At 44.7% G+C, this 23885-nt stretch carries 15 protein-coding genes and 2 pseudogenes; 7 read left to right on the top strand and 10 right to left on the bottom strand.

The genetic code is table 11. The features are described 5' to 3' along the window. Positions 1 to 7: 7 nt before the first annotated feature. Positions 8 to 106: pseudogene (locus HGH47_RS00385) on the bottom strand (NAD(P)H-dependent oxidoreductase); the annotation flags it as partial. Positions 107 to 182: 76 nt separating this feature from the next. Here HGH47_RS00385 and HGH47_RS00380 point away from each other — a divergent pair. Then, on the top strand, positions 183 to 1349 hold the full coding sequence (locus HGH47_RS00380; protein WP_253675458.1) for a leucine-rich repeat domain-containing protein: 1167 nt from the start codon (positions 183 to 185) through the stop codon (positions 1347 to 1349). 270 nt (positions 1350 to 1619) lie between these two features. Here HGH47_RS00380 and HGH47_RS00375 read toward each other — a convergent pair whose 3' ends face one another. From HGH47_RS00375 to HGH47_RS00365, 3 genes are all read right to left on the bottom strand, one after another. Then, on the bottom strand, positions 1620 to 1910 hold the full coding sequence (locus HGH47_RS00375) for a hypothetical protein (RefSeq protein WP_432909613.1): 291 nt from the start codon (positions 1908 to 1910) through the stop codon (positions 1620 to 1622). A gap of 741 nt (positions 1911 to 2651) precedes the next feature. Then, a complete protein-coding gene (locus HGH47_RS00370) occupies positions 2652 to 3545 on the bottom strand; it encodes a leucine-rich repeat domain-containing protein (RefSeq protein ID WP_212565245.1) in 894 nt (297 codons plus the stop codon). Between the two features lie 182 nt (positions 3546 to 3727). Next, a complete protein-coding gene (locus tag HGH47_RS00365) occupies positions 3728 to 4357 on the bottom strand; it encodes a hypothetical protein (protein WP_212565246.1) in 630 nt (209 codons plus the stop codon). 179 nt (positions 4358 to 4536) lie between these two features. On the opposite strand from HGH47_RS00365, the gene HGH47_RS00360 reads away from it, so the two are divergent. The 3 genes from HGH47_RS00360 to HGH47_RS00350 are packed head-to-tail and all read left to right on the top strand — an operon-like array spanning position 4537 to position 6915. Continuing rightward, positions 4537 to 5661, top strand: coding sequence for a sensor histidine kinase (locus HGH47_RS00360; protein WP_212565247.1), 1125 nt, complete (start codon positions 4537 to 4539; stop codon positions 5659 to 5661). After that, entirely contained in the window at positions 5630 to 6307 is a 678-nt protein-coding gene (locus HGH47_RS00355; RefSeq protein WP_432909608.1) for a response regulator, read from the top strand. The genes HGH47_RS00360 and HGH47_RS00355 overlap by 32 nt, the downstream gene beginning before the upstream one ends. Beyond that, complete coding sequence (locus HGH47_RS00350) at positions 6307 to 6915, top strand: hypothetical protein (RefSeq protein WP_432909605.1); 609 nt, start codon at positions 6307 to 6309, stop codon at positions 6913 to 6915. The genes HGH47_RS00355 and HGH47_RS00350 overlap by 1 nt, the downstream gene beginning before the upstream one ends. 77 nt (positions 6916 to 6992) lie before the next feature. On the opposite strand, the gene HGH47_RS00345 is transcribed toward HGH47_RS00350, so the two are convergent. The 5 genes and pseudogenes from HGH47_RS00345 to nifJ all read right to left on the bottom strand — a co-directional run bounded on the left by HGH47_RS00345 (position 6993) and on the right by nifJ (position 15909). Next, positions 6993 to 7784, bottom strand: a complete 792-nt coding sequence (locus HGH47_RS00345) for an inositol monophosphatase family protein (RefSeq protein ID WP_432909602.1) — start codon at positions 7782 to 7784, stop codon at positions 6993 to 6995. A 39-nt stretch (positions 7785 to 7823) separates the two neighbouring features. After that, positions 7824 to 8933, bottom strand: coding sequence for an ABC transporter ATP-binding protein (locus tag HGH47_RS00340; protein WP_432909599.1), 1110 nt, complete (start codon positions 8931 to 8933; stop codon positions 7824 to 7826). Between the two features lies 1 nt (position 8934). Next, positions 8935 to 10764 (bottom strand): ABC transporter permease, encoded by a 1830-nt coding sequence (locus HGH47_RS00335; protein ID WP_432909596.1) that lies wholly within the window; start codon positions 10762 to 10764, stop codon positions 8935 to 8937. Between the two features lie 23 nt (positions 10765 to 10787). Continuing rightward, entirely contained in the window at positions 10788 to 11903 is a 1116-nt protein-coding gene (locus HGH47_RS00330; RefSeq protein WP_432909593.1) for a hypothetical protein, read from the bottom strand. Between the two features lie 450 nt (positions 11904 to 12353). Next, a pseudogene (nifJ, locus tag HGH47_RS00325) lies at positions 12354 to 15909 on the bottom strand (pyruvate:ferredoxin (flavodoxin) oxidoreductase). A 223-nt stretch (positions 15910 to 16132) separates the two neighbouring features. On the opposite strand from nifJ, the gene HGH47_RS00320 reads away from it, so the two are divergent. Beyond that, entirely contained in the window at positions 16133 to 17920 is a 1788-nt protein-coding gene (locus HGH47_RS00320; protein ID WP_432909590.1) for a DEAD/DEAH box helicase, read from the top strand. 14 nt (positions 17921 to 17934) lie between these two features. After that, positions 17935 to 19143 carry a peptidase T gene (pepT, locus tag HGH47_RS00315; RefSeq protein ID WP_432909588.1) on the top strand — a complete coding sequence of 403 codons (1209 nt, stop codon included), beginning with the start codon at positions 17935 to 17937 and terminating at the stop codon, positions 19141 to 19143. On the opposite strand, the gene HGH47_RS00310 is transcribed toward pepT, so the two are convergent. Beyond that, positions 19121 to 19333, bottom strand: a complete 213-nt coding sequence (locus HGH47_RS00310) for a hypothetical protein (protein WP_432909585.1) — start codon at positions 19331 to 19333, stop codon at positions 19121 to 19123. The genes pepT and HGH47_RS00310 overlap by 23 nt on opposite strands. A 281-nt stretch (positions 19334 to 19614) precedes the next feature. Between HGH47_RS00310 and HGH47_RS00305 the strand changes: the two genes are divergently transcribed. Next, a complete protein-coding gene (locus tag HGH47_RS00305) occupies positions 19615 to 23730 on the top strand; it encodes a hypothetical protein (RefSeq protein WP_432909582.1) in 4116 nt (1371 codons plus the stop codon). Positions 23731 to 23885: the final 155 nt, after the last annotated feature.

The following is a 23885-nucleotide window of genomic DNA, read 5'->3' as shown; positions in this document are numbered from 1 at the left end:
AAACGCTTTACGCTTGTTGCAGTGCATCCAACCAAGCTAAATAGTCCCTTGCGCTCTGCTCTACCTCTTTCCGTGCAGCTTCGCTATAGCCCGCGTTACTGTCTATGAGCATACCATCAAAGATAAAAATGTTCTATACTGACGATAGGAAACCCTTAAGCTTATTTGCGATGGAGTGTGATATGCTGACTATCAATAAAGACGATATTGCAAGCGTAGATGAATTGCTATTGACGGCAGAAGAAAAAGCAAATCTCAAACTGCTGAACATAAGAGATGGGACACTAATCTCCGTAGTTGATAAAAAAAAGTTAGTAGTCAGTCTGGTTCTTCCCGATAGTGTTACTGAAATCGGCGAAGAAGTATTTTCCGGCTGTACCGGTTTAACACATGTTGTGATACCGAACAGCGTTACGAAAATCGGCGGTGGAGCTTTTAATGAGTGCAGTTCTTTAATAAGCGTAACAATACCCGACAGTATTACTGAAATTAGTTGGAAGATGTTTTTCTGCTGTAGTTCTTTAACACGTATTGAGCTTCCTGACAGTGTTACTAAGATTGACTGGTCGGCATTTAGCTGCTGCACTTCCCTCACAAACATTGTAATACCTGACTCTGTTATTGAAATTGGCTGGGAGGCGTTTATCTTATGTACTGCTTTAACACATGTTGTTATTCCAGCGCGTGTTACGGAGATTGGAGGGCGAGCTTTTGGGAGCTGCACCGGTTTAATAGATATTACCGTTGATAATGCAAATACGGTGTATTGCAGTGAAAATAATATCCTGTATACAAAGGACAAGACAACACTGATCGCTGCTGCTGCAGGTTTACAAGGCGGTATTATCATCCCTGATAGTGTGGCTGAGATTAGTAGTGATGCATTTACCGACTGTAGTTTTGTAACAAGTGTTGCAATACCGGTTAGTGTTACTGAAATCGGCAATCGAGCGTTTTCGGGCTGTACCGGCTTAACCGGCATTGTGATACCGGATAGCGTGACAAAAATACGAGAGGAGATTTTTCATAATTGTAGTTCGCTCACAAGTATTGTACTACCTCGCAGTATTACCGAAATTGGCGAAGAGGCTTTTTCCTGCTGTGCTTCTTTAACAAAGATTACTATACCTGACAGTGTTAGAGAGATTTGCTGGGCGGCATTTTACGGCTGTACCTCTTTAACAAGCGTTGTGATACCGAATAGCGTTACTGCCATTAGTGAGGATGCATTTACTGATATTAATCTTGATGCACATTTTATTGTTTCAAGTGAATCGGTAAAAAACTTGCTAAGAGATTGCGGCAGCGGTATACGCGATGAGCAAATTATCGTTAAGCAGAAGTTGTAGCTTATTTGATAATTTGTAATGAGTGACAATAATGTTAAGGTCATTGTCTTTGATAATATCTTTTAATTTTGATACCGTATTATCATAACCCAATAAGTCTAACATTAATTAAGTTTGCATATTTAAACGGCTTAGAACTGATTGAAGAACAAACGCCGAGGAACGATGGGTATTGTCCCTCCGCACGAATCATTATTTGGTTGTTTTCTTTTTAGAGTTTTTCCTGCATTTTTCTTTCCTTACTGTGTTCTGACATAATTAAATTTCCTTTTATGAATAAATTTCTTCAAAAGAATTCTGCCACGCCGCTCGCATTGAATCCCAATTTGTATGGCAGTTTTCTTCAATCATCCGTGCCGGTGATTTTTTTGCCCATGCAATAATTTGAGCTTCGTATTTTCCGAGCGGCATATCGGTTTTATACAGTGTTGAAAGTTTTTCGGGGATATCCTGAGAGTCAATACGGAAACGCGAAGCGAGAGAACCGTCTGCAGTGTAGATATAGGCATGAGGGATTCTGCGTTTTGTGCAAGAGCGTTCCGAAAAAACCGAAATTCTCATACGTTTCATCAAGAAAATAGTCCGCTGATTTATGACCGCGTTCCTTTGCCTGTTTGTAACGTACGAGGTTGCGCCATAAAAAAACAGTGTCGTCTTTTGTCATTAATTTTTCTTTTATAAAATCATCATGCCTTTCCATAGCAGCCAAGTGGTGATAGATTTTTTCATCACGCAAATCATCTTCTTGATCCATATTTTAAAGATTTTTCCAAAATTCTGCAGCTTCTTCAGGGGGTAATGTATTGTGCCATCCCCTTATTCCGCCATCTGCCGCTCTGCCCTTGTTATTTTCCGTCGCTTTTGTACTCTTTCGGCCGGCTTTTCGGTTTTGGCAGAAAGTTGATGAAAAACTTCTCCATCTCCATCTGTACAGAGAATTTTTGTTACTTTCGGTGTTTCATCGATCCACTTGTCCGCCAGTTCTACGGCATTCCATTCCGCATGAGAGAAGGTATGACAATTTTACCCGTCGCTTCTTTGCTGCAGTTTTTCGCACTCAGTATTCGATTGTAAACAGGTCGTCATTTTTCATTGTGTTTACTTATTTCGATATCTTTTTTCATTTTTTTTCCGTATTCAAAAAGGATCGAATCAAGATAATAGGCTACATCTTCTTTGTTAAATTCTTTATTTCTAATGGGTTCAACGGTTATTGATTACAGAATGCAATACAGGCATACCGGTTTATCATTCCACCGGCCACTTTCTCCGTACGCCCCCCTGGTGCAAAAGCATTACCTGCTAAAACTCATCGGTGTATCCGGTTTTCCGTAGCTTTTGCTTTTCTTTTAAGCTTAAAGCAGAACAACCGGAAAAGACTTTTTCGCCATAGCCTGTTTCGTAAGCTCCAACATAAGAACCCTTTTCAAGTTTTTCTACTCCAATGTTTACGGTCGTTAAACTGCTGCAATTCTTGAATGCAAAGTCGCCGATAGCCCGTATTCCTCTGCCGATCGTAACAGTTGTGAGGTTCGTACAGTCGGAAAATGCGTGATACCCTATGTTTTCTGTTCCATTCCCGATCATAACGGTCATGAGGTTTGTACAGCCGGAAAATGTTCTACTGCCTATAACTTTTATCCCATTTCCGATGGTAACGGTTTTCAAATTTTGACAACCGGCAAAGACTTCATATTCACCCTTGTCGCCTATTTTCTTTACACTGTCGGGTATTTCGATAGCTTCCAATCCGGAACTAGCAAAAGCGCCTGGACCGATTGTGCTTATTTCCTCCGGCAGGGTAAATTCTTTCAATGCAGTACAGCCCTCAAACATACGGGAGGGTATATATGTTAAGTTTTTCGGCAATACAACTTTTGTTAAAAATCCGCAGTATTGGCAGCATCCATGGATAGTCGTAACGGAATCCGGAAAAACAATAGAAACTATGTTTGTTTCTGAAAATGCCTCATAACCGATCTCAACTACCGGAAAATCTTCAATAACTGCGGGGATTACCACCTCCATCTCTGTGCCTTTGTATCTTTGAATGATAACACCGTCACAGGTTTCGTTTAAATCGTACTTAAAGTCAGTTGGAGGGTTTACTTTTTGCGCTTCCTGCGCCGTTGTTCCGGCAATGCTCACTAATGCAAACAAACACACCATACTTACGACAGTAAAATACCTTTTCATAAAACACTCCTCTAAAAAATTATTTCGCAGCACCATCTATTTTCGTTTGCTTTTAAACCACAGTTTCATATAAAGGCGCGAGCCTTTTTGTTATTCTTACTGTTTTCATTGTAAATATCCATTTTTTATTTTATCTTATTTTTACGGATTTATTTTATAATCTGCCACCGACAAATGTTTTATTACTTTGAGTTTGAACCTTTTTTCCCGAATAGAGGACACAGCATTTCTGAAAATGTATCTTCAATGAATTGAAGCTGAATTGGTAAAATGTCCTCAGAAAACCGGAACACGGTGATTTTTATATTCGGGAATTCGTTCTTCCACCAAGAAGATAGATATAGGGCATAGGTACTTCCACTCTTTTTTTTAAAACTTCCAGAACGATTCGTACGGTTTAAACCTAAATGCAAAAACAATCTTTCATGCAAATTCCCTTTTTTGCTTCCAACGTAAAGAACTTTTGATTTATTTGCATTGTTACTCAGGGGAAGATTAAACGGAAATCTATTTTCTTTTTTCTCTTTTTTCTTTTCGTCAAATATCTTTTTTATATCTTCAAGGCGTTCACAGTCGCAGATTTCAAAGATGTAAATACAATTTTTTTCACCTGAGAAGTTCTTAATTCGCTCTATAAAATCATTTTTTAAAGATGCAGAAACGAGATATTCTGACTTGATAACAATCGGGTCATATACAAGATTACGATCACTATTCATGCCGGAAACTATAGTTTTTGTCGCATTGCATTTTTGGATAATATTATCCGAATATTTATCATAATTTTTTTTAAGTTTTTCTAATAATTCCATATTTTTCTCTCCAAGGATTTTAGTCGTTTTTTAACGTTCCTATTTTCCTTCAATCGGCACCACAAACCGACTTTTCGCTTCTATTATACCTCACCGCCCGTATATTCTTTTGGTCATTTTTCCTAAAAAGTTTGGGAATTTTTCCCAAGACATGGATATCGGTTCGTGTTATACTAGATATGGTCGATAGTTTCATTACCGAACAATTTTACTGGAAAATCATGCTGCTAAGTCTTATTAAGAAAATTTTTAAAATCGAGTCGATATTTATCTACACCGCACTTGCAATCTTTTTTTGCACAATTTTTTTTAAGCGGGCAAGCAACAATCTTATTCAAAAACTCGACACGGAAATGTTATTGCTTCAAATGGATCCGAAAAGCATAGTTGCCGGCAGTGATAGTGCTGACATTTTTTCAGGAAATCCTGTAGATTTTGAAGCAATTGCCCTTAAACTGAGATCAGACTACCAAGCTTTCACTTATTTTGATATGCCTCTAAAAAAAGAACTTGAAGCAATCATTCAAAACATTCAAAGCGGTAATCGTAACACGGATGCTATTATCAGTTTTCAAAATCACATTCATGAGATACAGACAAGGCTGAACCTCGGTTACGACTCTCTTTTATATAGCGCCCTTTTTCTGATTGCGATTGCAGCTTTTATAATCCTTGAAAAATTCTTTAAAAATTCAATGCAGCTCGAACAACTTAAAACAATGCAGACCGAACAGAGTAATTTCAGCCGCGACCTTCACGACGGAGTTGCGCAGAATCTTGCCGCGCTCAATATCTATCTTGAAAAAGAAGATTTTTCAAAATCGAAATTTTACGCAAAACAAGCCCTAAACGAAATCCGTTATATGATAGGTTCCGGAAGTATTGAGTTTACGGAAGATTTTGAAAAAATTATACGCGAGATTTGCACTGCATTTGAAGTGAATTTCGGAATAAAAACAAATCTATATGTTGCAAGTCAGAAAATAGGTGCACTCAAAAATACGCAAAAGACACACCTTATCAGAATTTTGCAGGAGGCGTTGAGCAATGTTTCACGGCATTCCGATGCGACACAAGTTGAAATAAAAATTGTGGACGGGATTGATGATTTCCGTTTTATCATCTGCGATAACGGAAAAGGTTTTGAAGAAACCGAGGTTGAAAACAGGAAGCTAAAAGCTGCCGTAAAGCATTACGGACTTACCAATATCAAAAAGCGTGCCCAACTGATAGACGGCAGTGCGGATTTTATAAATGAAGGAGGTTTTACCATTGCAATCACCGTTAAAGATTCTGTTCATTGATGATCACACGGGTTTACGGGACGGAATGATTTTTATGCTTCAAAACAAAAATCCGTCACTTTCAATAATCGGTGTCGGAACAATCCCGGAAGCACTAAAAAAACTTAATGAAGATAAAGATATCAAAATTGTGGTTCTCGATTTAAACCTCGACGGTGAAAACTCGCTTGAATCGGTTTCAAAAATGAGAAGGGTAAAGCCTGATATTTTCATTCTGGTTTACACTATGTACAATGATGATATTCACGTAGAACATGCACTTTTGATCGGCGTTCAAGGTTTTATTACAAAAGAAGCCTCGATTGATGAAGTTGAAAAAGCAATCCTTGCCGTAGGTTCAGGGAACACGTATTACAATAGCGTTGCAAGCAAAGTTTTGCACACTCTTTTACCGCAGAACAAAGGCAAGCACAGCGTTCATAACGAAAAAAGTTATCTTTTTGATAATTACAAAAGTCTTTCAAAAAAAGAGAAAGAGGTTTTCATTCATCTTGCTGAGGGTCTTGATGTAGTTGAAATTGCAAAACTGCTCGGAAAATCGGAAAAAACAATCTTAAATCAGCGGACTGCCGTTTACGGAAAAATGTTTATTCGCGATCGGCATGATTTGATTGAAAAAGCAAAACTTTTAGGGCTGCTATTTTAATGGGAAAAAATGTAATGAACCGAAGAATATTTACAATCACGTTCACCATTGCAAGCATTGTGATTAATTGTATGTGTTCATATCTTGCTGGGCTTGTTGCTTTTCCTTTGTATTTGGATTCACTGCTTACCATTGCCGTAACAGCCTTGTGCGGACTTATTCCGGGGATTGTGTGTGCAATCGCAAGTAACGCTCTTTTGTGCATTTTCGCAAATACAGGGATTCTTTTTATGCTATGTCATATTTCTACCGCAGTAGTTGCACATCTGGTATTTTATTCCGAACGGGAAAAAGCCAAGACACCTTCAAACCCGAATACCCCTTATATGGATGTTTCTTACACAACCGAAAATTTTATGTGGATAGGTTTTATCTCAGCCATTACCAATTCAATTCTGGGCGACACCATTTCCTATCTTTTTTACTCAGCAAATACCTCCATTCCTCAAGTAGACAACGCCGTTCAAGGAATATATGTTGTAACACAGAGCTTAACATTTGCGGCATACTTCGGCGGCACCGTTACAAATTTGATAGACAAAGTTTTCAGTGCGACGGTAAGTTTGTTCGTATATAGATTTTATAAAAAATCAATAGCGTCGGCGTAGAGTACTTCCGCTGTGTTTATCATTCATAGTAGACCGGGAATACCCGTGATGTGAGTACGTCATATCACGGGATAGTATTATTTGGATGCCCGCGCGATAATGTTATACACTGCATCATGGATAACCGAGTTGGTGATTAACAAATCATCGATTTCTTGTCGCTGCTTATTCGATAGATTGGTTACCTTACCGCCCGCTTCGCTGACAATCAACTTACCGGCGCAGGAGCTTAAGCCCATTGACGGCTTGACGTTAATCATCGCTTCGCTTTTGCCGGTCGCAAGCCAGATAAGCTCATAGACCGTACAAACAATTATCCGTATGCCGCGTACATGCGGCTGTAATTTTTGTATAAGGTCGAGTACTTTTCCGCTGTATTCGGCATTATAGCTCGAGGTTAAGCAAATACTGACAATCGATTCGTCAAGCCGCGAACGCTGCGACACCCGCAGTTTCACAGTGCCGCAGTACGCACCCTCTCCTTTGATTGCGTAGTAAATAGCGTTATTCGGCCAATCGAATATGATACCGAAAATCGTTTCTTTATTTTTCCGCAAGGCGAGCGTTGTGCCGAACATTGGAATACCGGCAGCAAAATTCACCGTACCGTCAATCGGATCGATAAGCCATTCGTACGGACTTTCCCCGCGGTTTTCGCCGTATTCTTCGCCGATAAACGTATGCTCGGGAAAGCGTTGCCGGATGCCTTCTACAATTGCTTGTTCCATAAACCGGTCGGTAAACGTGGCAATATCGTTCAATTCTTTTTTTTCAATTCCTTGAACACTATACCGTGATGCTTCCCGATAGGCTCCCGTTACCAGCGGAACCAAATAATCGTAGAGGTGATGTAATGTTTCTGACGTCATGCTGCTATCCATTAAACTGTAAGTGTGAACCCCTAAAAACTAACCTTGAGTTTTAGAGATGCCCAAGTGACCCATCGCAATATTTGCTTCGGTTTCTTTATCGAAGAGGATGATGGAGTTGCCGGAAAAATCGAATGAGACTTTTTTATCAATGTCATAATCGACACTGCCGAACACAACGGAAGTAAGAATGGTGCCGTGTGAATTGATCTTAACGGTTGTTTCCATGCCCGCAGGTAAGGTTGAAAAGACGGTTCCCTCTGCGCTTCCGTGTTCGCTTATCTGCACATATTCAGGACGAATGCCGAGAATAACGCTTTTTTCTTCAAACGGGAGCGGCGTATCGCTGACAAATTCCGCCTGCAATCCGCAAAATTGAATGCTACCCTTACGGTATTCCGCCTCGATAAAATTCATCGTAGGATTACCGATAAAGTCGCCGACAAATATACACGACGGCTTATTGTACATTTCGAGCGGAGCTGCGTATTGCTTTAACAGTCCCTTTTCCATAATGCAGACCTTGGTAGAAAGCGTCATTGCTTCCAACTGGTCATGCGTAACATACACAAATGTGGAATCGGTAGTGCTGTGCAGCCGTTTCAGTTCAACCCGTATTTCCGTCCTCAGCTTTGCATCAAGGTTTGACAGCGGCTCATCCATAAATAAAATTTTTGGATTGGGAGCAAGCGTGCGCGCAATGGCAACCCGCTGCTGTTGTCCGCCTGAAAGCTCACTCGGATATCTTTTTTCAAATTGCTCGATTTTCAGCAAGGCAAGCAGCTCCGCCACCCGTTCTCTGATGCGCCGGCTATCCCACTTTAAGTTTTGCAAGCCGAATGCGATATTTTGATATACCGTCATGTGCGGCCACAACGCATAGTTTTGAAACAAAAAGCCGACATTCCGTTTTGACGGCGGCACATTGATTCCTTGCTCCGAATCGAAGACGGGTGTACCGTCGATAATAATCTTTCCCGATGTAGGCGTTTCCAGTCCCGCAATCATCCGGAGTGTTGTCGTTTTTCCGCAGCCGGAAGGACCAAGCAGCGTTACAAATGCACGGTCGTCTATTGTCATATTGAGGTTATCAACGCCGACAAATTTTCCCCATTGCTTTGTCACCTGTTCCAATATAATCTCAGACATCTTATTTTCCTCCTACGCCTTTCGTAACGCTTGCGCCTGTCAATTTATTCACCACCCAGTTGATAAGCAGTACGATAATGACAATCAATAAGTTTAACGCATTGCCGTACTGAGAATATCCTTTTTCGTTGTAATACATCAGCAGGGTTGTTGTAATGAAGTTACTATCCACAATCAAAAGCACAAACAAAGACAGTTCGCGCATACACGAGATAAACGGCAAGAGATATCCCGACAAGAAACTCGGCTTTTGAATCGGAAAGATAATTTTCAGCATCCGTTTCCACCACGGCGTATTGGTTAAAATTGCGGCTTCTTCTATTTCACCTGACAGCTGCAGCATCGCGCCTGTAGCGGACTTCGTTGCAAAAGGCATATATTTAATAGCGCCGACCAACACGAGCAGAAAAAACGACCCGTATAAAAACGACCAGTTAACCGACAGCGCAAGGTACGCCATACCGAACGCCATCGAAGGAATAAGATATGGAATAAACGCGAGTGTGCTCACGATTTTTGATAGCTTGGAATGCCGTTTGTTCACTACCGCGTAGCCGACCAACAGTCCGCACGTACCGGCAATCAGTGCGCAGGCAAGTGAGAGCAGTAAGCTATGCCACAGCGCACTCCATACATGTGCATTGACCAAAATACCGCCTTCCCAGTTATAGTATTGCGCTTGCAGAGCTTGCGAATTGGGATCACCGATCCAGAAATTAAACGACATATTGCCGAGTGTATAATTACCGGCGCTTTTCAGTACCGATTCCAGTGCAAAGGTGATCATCGGCAGAATGGAGATAGCGAAGACGATAAGAAGACCTGCTGCTGCAAGCGGCTGCCGCGCTGCTTTCAAATTGATGAATGATACTTGCGAACTCTTGCCGGTTACCGTTGTGTATGACTTCCGTTTTCCGGTAAATAGGTTGTTGATGCCCAGTACGAATAGCCCCAATACTACCAGCACGATACCGACGGCATAGCCTTGCGCCGGATACGCCTGATTAAAATAGGTCATCGAGGTAGTTAACGTCATAAAGCCGATAGGAGTACCGAGAAAAACGGGTACGGCATACGCGCTTACGGAACTGGCGAACACCAGCAGAAACGTATTCATCATCGCGGGAGCTACAATCGGTAAGGTAATCTTTGTAAGGATTCTCCAGCGCGGCGTTTTTAGAATGGTTGCCGCTTCTTCAAGATTGGCATCCATGTTTTTCAGAATACCGCCGATCAGAATATAGGCAAACGGCGCATAGTGAATACCGAGCGTCATCCCGATAGGGAACCGTCCGTAAACAAACCACTCCGGCGCATAGACATGGAACAACGAAGCGATAATGCCGTTTGCACTGCATCCGTGCACTGTTACGTTAGCAAACATATTGTGCCAAAAAAGCGCAATCGTCCACGACGGCATAATGTACGGAAATAAAAGCAGCGCCGATATCGGTTTTTTCAGCGGGATGTTCGTCCGGTTGATAAACCATGCAAATACTCCGCCGATAACAATCGCAACTGCGGAAGCAATCAACGCCATAGAGATTGAGTTAAATAGCGGAACGTAAAAGTAATTTTTACTGTAATTATACTCCGACGTGAATAGAAGCGATTTCCATCCGCTGAGCGATATGCTTCCCGCCGGCTCTCCATGAAACAGAGCCTCCCGTAAATGTACGGTAAAACTTTCGATAATCATCGAAATGAGCGGGAAGATCGTCGTTACACCGAGTAAAATGAGCGCAACGGTAAGAATGATATTTGAGGGCTGTGCAAAAAACGCTTTTAACTTGTTGCCGGCCCTCTTCACGGTAAGTGTCATAGGTTTCATATATATACAAGATACAAACCGGATCAATTATACCCTTCAAGAAGTTTGACAATCGATGCCCAATCGGATTTTACATCGGCATAATTTTCCAGTACAAATCCGTCGAGTAACGAATCTATGTCCTGTTGTACCGTGTTATTTGTAGAATATACCCCATTCCCTTCCTGATAGGTTGCAATGCCTTCTGCCGTCGACAGATAGTTAATAAAGAGCATCGCCGTATACGGACGGTCGGTTGTTTTTGCAATCTGCGTATAAAATTTATACGCATAACCGTTAAAGCCTTTCATTTTATTGAAAAATTTTACTTTGTTGTACGTTCCCTCTGCACCGGTTGAATACTTTGTTACCGGAGAAAATCCGATAACGGGCTTTTCCGCATCGACAACAATCTTGGAGGCTATCTTACCTTCACTTTCGTAATCGGTTGCTTTTTTCAAAAAACCGTCTATAAATAAATAGCCAGCATTCTTAAAGTTTCCGGCAGCAACAGCGGAATCACATGTTCCTGCACCGTATTTTTCGTCATAGGCAGCAGACAATTTTTGCGCCCATGCATCGGATGTCAACGCTGCCATAAACAGCTGATTAATCGGTTCTCCCGCTTTCCGGTAATAGACTGCTGATGAGGTATCGATTAAATCCCACACATTGGTAATCTGTTCATCGAACTTTTTATCCATTGCAAATTCTTTAAAATAGTACATAAACGCGTACATATCGCTCTTCGCTGCACCGGGTACAACGGGATTATAATTGATAAGATTTCCAGCGCCTAATTCAACACTTAAAGAAGCTCCGTTCTGGGTAACGACTGCATCAATTTCTGCCGAACCGCCGTCAATCAGCTTTTCAATAGCAGAATAGAAATCTTTTTCATTCTGCTTTACGCCGGAACCGGTTCCTTGCAGTCCGTATTTAGCAAAGAACGCCTTGACCGTTTTATCGGTTTTCGAGGATGTGGAGTACACGGTAAAATCACCGGTTTCCGCCTTTGCACGCTCGATTAACTGTTCAATGCTTGTGTCTTTCGCATTATTGATAACACTCAGCACATCGTCCGCTTTCTTTTGCTGCCCGCATCCGGCAATAAGCCCGATTAACAACAAACAAACCGCTACAATTCCAAATTTTTTCATGTTAGAAAACTCCTTTTCCGTTCCTGTAAATTTTTGAAAAAATAAGCGGGCACCTTGAAAGATTCAAAACGGTTTTTCAAGAACCCGGATGAGGTTGATTATACCGCTGCTTTCAAAAACTTGTCAACGAAAAAGATAAAAATATGTGGGATATGAAAGGAGATGGTTTTTCAATACTCTTGCGGCTTATCTTGCTGCCTTAAACTATTTGCGGCGGAGCTTCGGGAGGCTGGTAGGAAACGCCGTGTTTTTCGGCGCGGCATATCGGAGATGAGTCCTCACACATAAAAAAAAGGCACTGCAAAACTTTTACAGCCCCCTTTCATAACAAAGCCGCTTACCTCCAACCGGAAGCAAGCGGCTTCGTTTTTATCGTTACATTACCGAGCACGGGGATGTCTCAAAAGTTGGTTACTTTTTCGACAGCACCGCACCCTCTACCGTATCCGCTTAGAACGGGCGGTCGGCCAGATATTTATACTCCTGCCAGCGCCGCTTTGCCTTCGCAACCGCTTTATCAAGCAGCATTTGAGCACGTTCGGGGTTTGCATTCTTTAATGACTTGAAGCGTACTTCTTTGTACATAAAGTCTGCAAGATTAAAGTCCGGCTCTTTGCTGTCAAGCTGGAAGGGGTTCTTACCTTGATCGGTTAAGCGCGGGTCGTAGCGGTACAACGGCCACAGACCGCAGGTAACAGCCTCTTTCTGGTTCGACATACCCTTCGTCATATTGATACCGTGGTTGATACAGTGGCTATATGCGATGATAATCGAAGGCCCGTCATAGCTTTCCGCTTCACGGAACGCCTTGATAACCTGTGACATATTTGCACCCATGGAAACCTGCGCAACATACACATAGCCGTAGCTCATCGCCATCATACCGAGGTCTTTTTTGCTGGTCTCCTTACCGGATGCGGCGAATTTTGCAATAGCGCCGATCTGGGTAGCCTTTGACATCTGACCGCCGGTGTTGGAATACACCTCCGTATCGAGTACCAGTACGTTGATGTTTCTGCCGGAAGCAAGCACGTGATCCAAACCGCCGTATCCGATATCATACGCCCAGCCGTCACCGCCGAGTATCCATACGGAACGCTTAACAAAGTGATCGGTCAAGGACAACAGTTCTTTCGCGAGCGGGTCGGAAGATTTTTCCAATTCTTTTTTCAGCTCATCGACAAAGACGCGCTGCTCATCGATTGCAGCATCATCAGCCTGCGTATTGCTCAGTACCTTATCGATAGCGGCAACGGCAACACCTTTTGCCTTGAGCTTGCCGGCAACTTCGCGAGCGGTATTCCGCAAGTTTATCGCTGGTTAAGCGCATACCGTAACCGAATTCGGCAGCATCTTCAAAGAGAGAGTTCGACCATACCGGCCCTCGTCCGTCCGCGCGTTTTGCATACGGAGTTGTGGGGAGGTTACCGCCGTAAATGGAAGAACAACCGGTTGCGTTCGCAATAACGGCACGGTCGCCGAAGAGTCGCGACAGAACACCGATATAGGGCGTTTCACCGCAACCCGCGCAAGCGCCGGAGAATTCGAAGAGCGGACGGCGCATACCGATACCTTTCGGCTGGCTCAAGTTGACCTTCCGCGTATCGGGGTCAGGGAGGCTCATAAAGAACTTCCAATTTTCCGATTCAACAGCGCGGTGTTCGACAAAGCCTTCCATATTGATCGCTTTAACCGCCGGATTTTCCTTAGACTTTGCAGGACACTGCTCCACACAGATACCACATCCCGTACAATCTTCGGGAGAAACCTGAATGGTAAAGAGGGAATTATCGAATTCCTTACCCTTATACGGAACGGAACGGAATGCCGAAGGCGCACGGTCGGCATTGGATTTATCGTAGACCTTCATTCTGATAGCAGCATGAGGACATACAACGGTACACTGACCGCACTGAATACAGAGTTCGCTCTTCCAAATCGGGATATGCTCTGCAATCGCACGTTTTTCATACTGAGTGGTTGCAGTCGGGAAGGTACCGTCTGCCGGAATTTCACTTACCTTTACCGCATCGCCTTCATTGATAGCGATTTTACCCAATACCTTGCGGACAAACTCCGGCGCATCGGCGCTCATTGCAGCATGGCGAGAAAGTTTACTCGTCGCCTCTTTGGGGTAGGTAACCTGTTCAACACCTTCAAGCGCCATATCGATGGTCTTGATGTTCTTCTGAACGATTTCCGGTCCTTTCTTGCCGTAGGATTTTTCGATAAATTTCTTAATCAGCGCTACCGCTTCGTCCTCCGGCAGAATACCGAAAATCTTAAAGAATGCGGTCTGCATAACGACGTTGATACGGTTGCCCATACCCGCTTTTTCCGCAATCTTGACACCGTCGATAACGTAGAACTTCGCTTCTTTCGCGATAAGGTCTTTCTGCACTTCTATCGGCAGATGCTCCCATACTTCATCCTTATTCCAGTGACTGTTTAACAGGAAAGTACCGCCTTTTTTAAGGCTCTTGAGCATATCGTACGTTTCGAGGAAGGTGAATTTATGGCACGCAATAAAGTCCGCCTGTCCGACAAGGTAGGGTTTGCGAATCTTTTTCTTTCCGAAGCGCAGGTGCGATGTGGTAATTGATCCGGACTTCTTGGAGTCATACACAAAATAGGCTTGCGCGTTGTTATCGGTCGCTTCACCGATAATTTTGATGGAGTTTTTGTTAGCACCGACCGTACCGTCCGAGCCGAGTCCGTAGAACATTGCCTGATGCATACCGGAATCGTCAACATGGAAGTGATGATCGTAGGCAAGGCTTACATGCGTTACGTCGTCTTCGATACCAACGGCAAAGTTGCTCTTCTTTTCTCCTTCCATATTATCGAATACGGCTTTAACCATTGCCGGAGTGAATTCTTTTGAACCCATACCGTAGCGACCGCCGAGGATAACGGGATAGTGAGTAAAGGGGCATTTCTTTGCAGCCTGCATTTCACCGATTGCAGTACGTACATCTTCATAGAGCGCTTCACCGAGCGAACCGGGTTCTTTCGAGCGGTCGAGTACGGTGATATTCTGTACGGAAGCGGGCAATGCTTTTACAAAGGCTTCCGCGCTGAAGGGGCGGTATAAGCGTACTTTCAGTAAGCCGTACTTTTTACCTTGACTATTCAGATAGTCTACGGTTTCTTCTACCGTGTCAGCGCCGGAACCCATCAAAATGATGACCGATTCCGCATTGGGATCGCCGTAATAGTCGAATAAGTGATAAGCGCGTCCGGTTAAGGTCGCGTATTTATCCATAACCCGCTGAACGATTTCGGGGGTTGCCAGATAGTATTTATTAACCGCTTCGCGCGCTTGGAAGTATACGTCAGGGTTCTGAGCAGTTCCGCGGATCATCGGTTTTTCGGGTGTTAAGCCGCGGAGACGGTGTGCGCGTACCAGATCATCATTGACCATCTGACGCATCACATCCTGCGAAACTTCTTCAATCTTCTGAATTTCGTGAGAGGTTCTAAAGCCGTCGAAGAAGTGGAGGAACGGAACGCGCGCTTCGAGCGTCGCAGTATGAGCGATAATCGCGAGATCCATAACTTCCTGTACGGAGTTGGAAGCCAGCATTGCCCAACCGGTTTGGCGGCATGCCATGACGTCCTGATGGTCGCCGAAGATGGAGAGTGCGCTGGTTGCCAGAGCACGGGCTGCAACGTGGAATACCGTGCTGGTAAGCTCACCGGCAATTTTGTACATATTGGGGATCATCAGTAAGAGACCCTGTGATGCGGTAAAGGTTGAAGAGAGCGCTCCCGTGGTTAATGCACCGTGAACGGCTCCGGAGGCTCCTCCTTCGGATTGCAATTCGACGACTTGCGGCACGGTTCCCCAGATATTGGTTTTTCCATGGGCGGAATACTCATCGGCAACTTCCCCCATCGGGCTTGACGGCGTGATAGGATAAATTGCGATAACTTCGCTGAGCGCATGCGCAACGTGACCGGCGGCAGTATTACCGTCAATCATTACGAGTTTTTTTTCAGGCATAGTATCGTCCTTCTAAAGTATGGTGTGAATGGGTGCGTATACTATATTATTCAATATAATATATCCGATTTGTGAACAGCATAGTCTTTTAATGCAAAAAGTGCAAGACTTGAATGATAGTTTCTTTTTGCCGTTTAAATGCATTTTGAACAGAGTTTTATCGGGGTAAAAATCTTTTAATCCGCTATTCATAACGGCGCCCGTGTGCTATACTTATCGGCAAATGAATTTTTCTAATTGTAATCTTGATTCCACTCTTTTACAGGGGCTTGAAGAAGCCGGTTATATTGAATGCACTCCGGTTCAAGAGCAGGTGTTTTCCGCAGGAATGGACGGTTCCGATCTTTATGTACAATCCCAAACAGGTACGGGAAAAACAGCTGCCTATCTGGTAACGCTGATGCAGCGGATGCTTGCTGCAGAAACCGAAGACCGCCGCCCCGCTTTGATTCTTGTTCCCACACGGGAACTTGCCGTACAGGTCGAAGAAGAAGCGCTTAAATTAGGTAAACATACGGGGATCCGTGCCGCGAGCTTTTACGGCGGCGTCGGATATCAACAGCAGGAAGCAGCGCTTAAAAACGGAGTAGACCTTATCATCGGTACCCCCGGTCGCGTTATCGATCTTGAAAAATCAAAAACCATGAAGCTGAAGCATATCGGCTTTTTAGTCGTTGATGAAGCAGACCGCATGTTCGATATGGGCTTTTATCCTGATCTGCGCAGTCTCCTTTCGGTATTGTCCAAGGCGGAAGAGCGGCAAACGATGCTGTTCAGCGCGACCTTAAATACGTGGGTAAAGAACCTCGCATGGGAATACACCATCGATGCAAAAGAGATCACCATCGATGCGGATAATGTGACGGTTGATGAAATCAATCAGAAGCTGTTCCACGTGGCTGCGGAGCAAAAGATGTCCCTGCTGCTCGGTATCTTGCGTAACGAAAAACCGGAGAATGCCATCATCTTCTGCAATACCAAAAAGACAACGGAGATTGTTGCAAAGCGGCTGCGCATTAACGGTTATGCGACGGAATTTCTCATCGGCGATTTGCCCCAACCGAAGCGGCTGCATATTATCGATTCGTTTAAGGCGGGTAAACTCAGCTGTTTGGTTGCAACCGATGTCGCGGCGCGGGGAATCGATATCAATGACCTCGCAATGGTTATCAACTACGACCTTCCGAATGAGGCGGAGAACTACGTACACCGAATCGGCAGAACGGCGCGGGCGGGAAAGACCGGCGCTGCGTACAGCCTTTGCTCGGAACAGGATGTGTACAACCTTCCCGATATCGAAAAGTATATAGAAGCAAAGATACCGGTTGTTATCCCCGGCGAAGAGGATTTTGAAAAAGACCGCAGCGCCGATCAGTATATACGGCTTGACCGCGACTCCTTTGACGAAGAACGATCCGGCGGACGATTCGGACGCAAGCCGCGCCCCGGTGAAAAATCGAGGCGGGATGAGAAAGACTCCCGGCGCGGCGCTAAAACAGCGAAACCTGCTTCCCGGCTTGCCGATTCAAAGCGCAAAAAGAAAGGCACGCAGGGAGAAGACAAAACCGATAGAAAATCTGCCGACTCACTCGGCGGCTTGAGCTTTGAAGAGCGGATGGCATACTACAAAAAACAGTACGGAAAAAAACTTGCCTCACAGGATAGCGCCGCCTTTGGGGATACCAACGAGGGTACGGAAAACGCCAAAGAAAGCCGCAATGCTCAGCCTGCTGCCGACAAGAAAGGAAAGGCGGGAGCAACCGCAAACCGCACTAAAAACCGGCAGGGGCAGCCTGAGAAAAAGCGGCGCAAGGGTGATAAATACGTTCCGTCCCAAACGGGCGATACACGGCAGGGTTCAAAGCAAAAAAGACGGCAGAACCAAGACCGAATGCCGGAACAGCGGAGCCGAACCGGAAAGGCGCCGGTACAGTCTTCGGCACACACTCAGTCCGTAAAACAAAAAACGGGCATATTCGGTATGCTGAAAAAACTGTTTACCGGAAAGTAAGGAGGGATGATAAAATGGATGCAGTAAAACGCTTTTTTAAATACATTGCAGTCGATACCAAATCGAATGAAGATAATCCCGAATGCCCCAGCACCAAGGGACAGCTTGAGCTTGGAAAGATGTTGGTGCAGGAATTGCACGAGCTGGGCGTAGCCGATGCCGAACAGGATGCGCACGGATATGTCTACGGAACAATCCCTGCCAACACCGATAAAAAAGCGCCGGTTATCGGATTTATTGCACATATGGATACCGCGCCCGACTTGGACGGAAAATGTGTCAACCCGCAGATTGTGCACTATAAAGGCGGCGATATTAAACTGAATGAAACCTATTCGCTGACGGTACAGGAATTTCCCTTCCTCAACAAACTTATCGGCGAAGACATTATCACCACTGACGGCACCACGCTTTTGGGCGCGGATGATAAATCGGGCATCACCATCATCATGGGAATGGTTGAATACCTCCGCGACAACCCGCAGGTGCAACACGGTACGATTAAAATCGGCTTTACCCCCGATGAGGAAATAGGCAGAGGCGCAGACCTCTTCGATGTAAAAAAATTCAGAGCGGATTTTGCGTATACCATCGACGGCGGAGAAATCGGCGAGCTGGAGTACGAGAACTTTAACGCCGCAAGCGCTAAGATCGAAATTCAAGGGAAAAATGTCCATCCGGGCACGGCAAAAAATATCATGCTCAATTCGCTGCGGGTTGCCGGCGAGTTGGACGCTATGCTGCCGATAGAACAAAAGCCCGAATATACGGAAGGGTATGAAGGATTCTTTTTGCTTACTCACCTCAACGGCACAGTGGATCACACCTCCATGTCGTATATCATCCGCGACCATTCTATCGACAAATTCGAGCAAAAGAAAACGCTGCTGCGGAATGCTGTTGCTTTTTTGAACACAAAATACGGCGCTATCATCACGCTTTCCATTACAGACAGCTACTATAATATGCGCGGACAAATTGAACCGCATATCGAAATTATCGACCTTGCAAAGAAGTCTATGGAAGAGATCGGCATCACGCCGATTATCCACCCCATCCGCGGCGGGACGGACGGCGCACGGCTTTCGTTTATGGGACTCCCCTGCCCCAACATCTTTGCCGGCGGCTTTAACTTCCACGGCCGTTTTGAGTGCATCCCCGTAAGCTCCATCTATAAAGGGATCGATTTACTCATCCGTATTATCGAAAATGCCGTAAGTTAGGATACGCTTTTTCTTGTACTTCGTAATACTGCAGCCCGTACTTCGACTCAAGTAGCGAAGATAAGCCGTTCCGGATCATTACAACACCCTGCATAAAAGCGGCGGCGCTCTCTTCTCCGGTCTTTTTTCCTGCTTCGATTGCGCGGTCAAAATCATCCAACCGGTGAGTTTGCCATCCGGCAAACGTCACGTATTATACTGTGCGCGATAGCGTACATACAATCTGCGATGTTTGCGTAAGCAAACTCGACGGTTAACGAGGCAACCCTATTTGGTTGCCGAAGTTATACCTAGGTTAAGGAATGGCTTTGTGCAATTTACCTTTAATCGATATTATGATAGTATCCGGCTAAGATGGATGGAGCAGTGTAAGTATCGCGTTAGTAAATCTCATCGCAACCTGTAAAACAGGAACTGTGGATACAGTACCTACTCTACTGAGCTTAATATGAAAAGAAGGAGGTTTCTGCTATGCGTAAACTTCTTATTTTTTGGGCAGCCATTATTTTATGTGCCGGATGTGAAAATTATCAGGCCGATATTGACACCTATTTAAGTTATTGGTCAACACAGGCTGCAATTGTCCAGTCTGGCTTTGATCCTGCAATCACGGTACGAACCGATAAAGACACAATACAGAGTATTCCTTCATCAAGTAATGTAACGGTAACATTTACCGTCCGTAATCCCAAAAACTTCAAGTTTAAACTGCCGCGAGATACAGACGCCCCTACCGATATTGTCGTTTTTCCCACAGACGTTGCAGGCACAACGACAAGCAGCCCAAAACAACCCGATGATTATGAACTGACACAGGATTCATACAGTCAATTAACGCTCACATATAAAAAGGAATTTTTACAAAAACATGAATACGGCAAAAAGAATATCGGATCGACGATTACGCTGTATGCTAAAGACGGGAGAAAATTTTCAGAAACATTTAAGCTCAATGTAAAAGCAAATACCCCGCCGCCCAATCTTATCTATCGGGCAATCGGCAAGACCGCTGCAGCCGATGTAAACGGCAAGCATTACTATGTGTTGTTCCTTGAAGTATCGGGTATGGATACGGAGATAAACGGATCAGACCTTCTGCATAAAGATATTACACAGCTTTCTATCGCTGAAGGCTCCGGCTCATACACCTCGATACCGTTAACGGTAAAGGCAGACAAAAGCGGATTCGATATCAGCGGCGCAAGCGGGCGGTTGTTGGAATACAGTAATGCAGCAGCTTTAGAGCTTGTAGATGTTGAATCAGGAGTAACGCCCGATATATTACCGGCTTCAACTGAAAAATGGATTCTCTGCGTAAAAACGGATGTCGAAGTTCGCGGCGCGGTAAAGCAGTACCGGATTCGGCTGCAAGATGAGGCTGGGCTGTTTTCCGAAGATGAACTCGTTGCTTCTACCAGTATCAATAAAGTTAGTCCGGTACATGTAGATGTTCATACCGGCAATTGGACAACAACAATGAAGAGCGGAAGTGAAGCCAATCCGCATGAAATAGTATATCAACCCGGTACGGGAAAGGTATTACTGCGAGTGTCAACGGCTACAACCGGAGCTACGGTATACTATAAATTGGAATGCAACAGTTCGGTTGTAAGCAAAAGCTCCGGGCAAACACCTCAAACGATAGAATTACCTGCCGTCCCCGATGCCGTATATAAGCTTACGGTATGGGCGGAAAAAGAGGGCTATGATAAGACTTCGGATGTAGTCGTATACTATAAAACAGAACGCAATGACAAAATGGAAATAAGCGCGGGACCGAACGCTTGGGGACAGCTAAAAACTGCCGTTGCAGCAGCCGAAGATGGAGACATTTTTTTGGTCAACGGCAGTATACAAGCAACTAATGATGCCGGTAACAGCGGCGCAATCGAAGTTACCAAAAGCATTACGATAAAGGGAAAGAACGGGAATGCGAATACCGATATGCTCGATGCAAATAAGAGCGGGCTCGGTGCAAGCGTTCACCGCATATTTAAGGTAAACTCCGGTACGCTTACACTGGAAAATCTTACCCTTAAAAACGGAAAAGCCGCGGGGGGAGGAGAAGCCGGAAAAGGCGGCGCGATGCTGATAGAAAGCAGCGGCACCTTAACAATGACCGACTGTGTGGTACAGGAATGTACAGCAACAGCCAACGGCGGTGGCATATTGAATAAAGGTATACTCACAATAAATAACGGCCGCATTGAATCTAATGAAGCAAATGCAGGCGGTGGAATATACAATGAAGGAACATTGATAATAAACAACGGAATAATCGGCAAAGACACAAGCGGAAATGCCAATCACGCAGCGAGCAGCGGCGGCGGTATCTTCCTCTATCAAGGAGCTTGTACGCTTAACGGTACCAAAATACAAAAAAACACTATAGGGAGCAGCGGAAAAGGTTCGGGTATATATCTGTATCAACCTAATGGTGCGGCACTCACCATAACAGGTACAACGCAGATTGGAAGTAACACGGATACAAACACCCTATGTCTTGGAGCCCAGCCGTCGCAAAGCGCTTTTGTAACAGCAAAAGACTTGGCGATAGGTTCCTATATCAATATTGAGCCGCAATTCTATGGCTCTCATCAAAAGAATAAAACGCTGGTAAAGGTACCCGACGATGCTTCTGCCGTTGCATCTAAAGTGTATTTCCATTTAACAAGCGTACCAACAACAGAAATTTGGGAATTAGTTCCGGGCAGCCAGGATAAAGCGCTGATATTGAAGCAAGCAGAGGTCATTAACAATGTCGGTACGAACTCATGGGAACGGCTAAAGACTGCCGTAGAAGGCGCCGGAGAAGGCGATATCATCATTGTGAACGGCACGATACAAGCAACCTCTGCTTCCGGTAATTTCGGCGATATTACCGTATCCAAGAGCATTACAATACGCGGTAAGAACGGTAATCCTGCGACCGATATTCTCGATGCAAACAAGGATACCGGAGGCAAGTCGGCACACCGTATCTTTAATGTGACAGGCGGAAATCTTACGATGGAAGGTTTAACTCTCACAGGCGGCATGGCGATAGCTTCGGGGGTCGGTACAAACATCGGAGGTGGCATATATGTCGGTGTGAATAGTAGGGCTGAACTTAAAAACTGCATTATCACTGCTTGCAAAGCGGCAAGAGTGGGCGGAGGAATTTATTCGGAAGGTGAGCTGATTTTAGATAACTGTACTATCGGTGGAGAGCAGTACTACGACGGAATGGATCCCGCTAAACCAAAAGGAAATACGGCATTATCAGGCGGGGGTGTAAGTTCTAACCAAGGTAATCTTACTATAATCGGCGGAGCGATTACGTATAACACCGCGGATGGTCCCGGCGGCGGGATAGCCTTTGGGTCGAACGACAGGACAGCCACTCTAAAGGTTACAGGAACGGATATTTCACACAATAAGGCGAAGGAGACGGGAGGAGGCATCTACCTTAGTGCCCCCGGTTATTCCGAAAAATACGTGAATGCAACGCTGCAGAATGTTACCGTAAAAAACAATGAACTGACAAGTACGGACGTAAATGATTGGAGGAAAGGCGGAGGAGGGATATTCTTCACAAACCATACTAATGGGGCAACTCTTACCATAATAGGCGGAAGTATTGAAGGTAATAATGCTAGAAACTTTAACGGCGGCGGTATTTACATAACGACAGAGCGAGACAATTATGTAAACGGTACGCTGACGTTAAAAGACGGTGCTCGTATTTCAGGGAATAGCGCCGAAAATGGCGGCGGTGTCGCGGTGAACAGTGCAAAGCTTATTATAGAGTCAGGCTGTACTATCGGCGGCGATAACGCTTCTCAAGGCAATACGGCAAAAACTTCAGGCGGCGGTATCTCCGTGGGTAAAAAGGCTGAGTGTACGATTAAAGAAGGTGTTACAATCCGGCATAATAGAGTGACTCAAGGGGTATCAACTGTGAACGGCGGCGGCGGCTTACATATCTACGGTACCAGTAGCCCAGCTGATAGCGGTACGGTTACCATAACAGGTACGCTGGGGAACCCTGTTCGTATTGAAGACAATGAGGCTCGCGGATCAATCGGTGTCGGCGGAGGCATCGCAAACAACGGAACGATAACACTTACCCATGTGCATATCAGCGGTTGTAAAGCGCCCGACTCTGGAGGTCTCGGCGGGGGCATTTATGTCCGACGCGGAGCGTGTACGCTTATCGATAGTAATGTGAACGGCTGTGAGGCATCGGTCGCAGGCGGCGGTATGTACGTATATAAAGGCGCGGATGGAGCGGGAGAATTTACAATGCAAAGAAGTACTCGCATTGTTCCTTCCGACGATAATATAAAGGGGAAAAATGATATATTTTTGAAAAATGATTATGACGATGTTTATATTAAGCTTTCCGGTAAATTGACCGGTGCAAGACCTGTCGGACGCATTACGGTACCGGATGGAAAATACAATCCTTCAACCAAAGTCCTCGACGGTGATATTACCGTTGACGACAACTATAAAAAGTTCACGGTAACGCCGGGGGGCTCACCTGTTAAAAATTGGTATGTCGGCTCAAATGGCGCGCTGACGACAACTCAGCCGACCCCCTAACCGTGCCTATGCACTAGCAGGAAGGAGACAAGCAGGGAAAGTTGAAAAGGGAGTAAATCACAGGGAATAGGAAAACCCATTTATAATTTATAATTATGAATTATGAATTATGAATTATGAATTATGAATTATGAATTATGAATTATGAATGGGCG

Origin of the sequence: Treponema sp. OMZ 805 (assembly GCF_050937395.1) — a bacterium.
In the GTDB taxonomy this organism is placed as follows: domain Bacteria; phylum Spirochaetota; class Spirochaetia; order Treponematales; family Treponemataceae; genus Treponema.
This window is presented reverse-complemented; position numbering and strand designations above follow the sequence as displayed.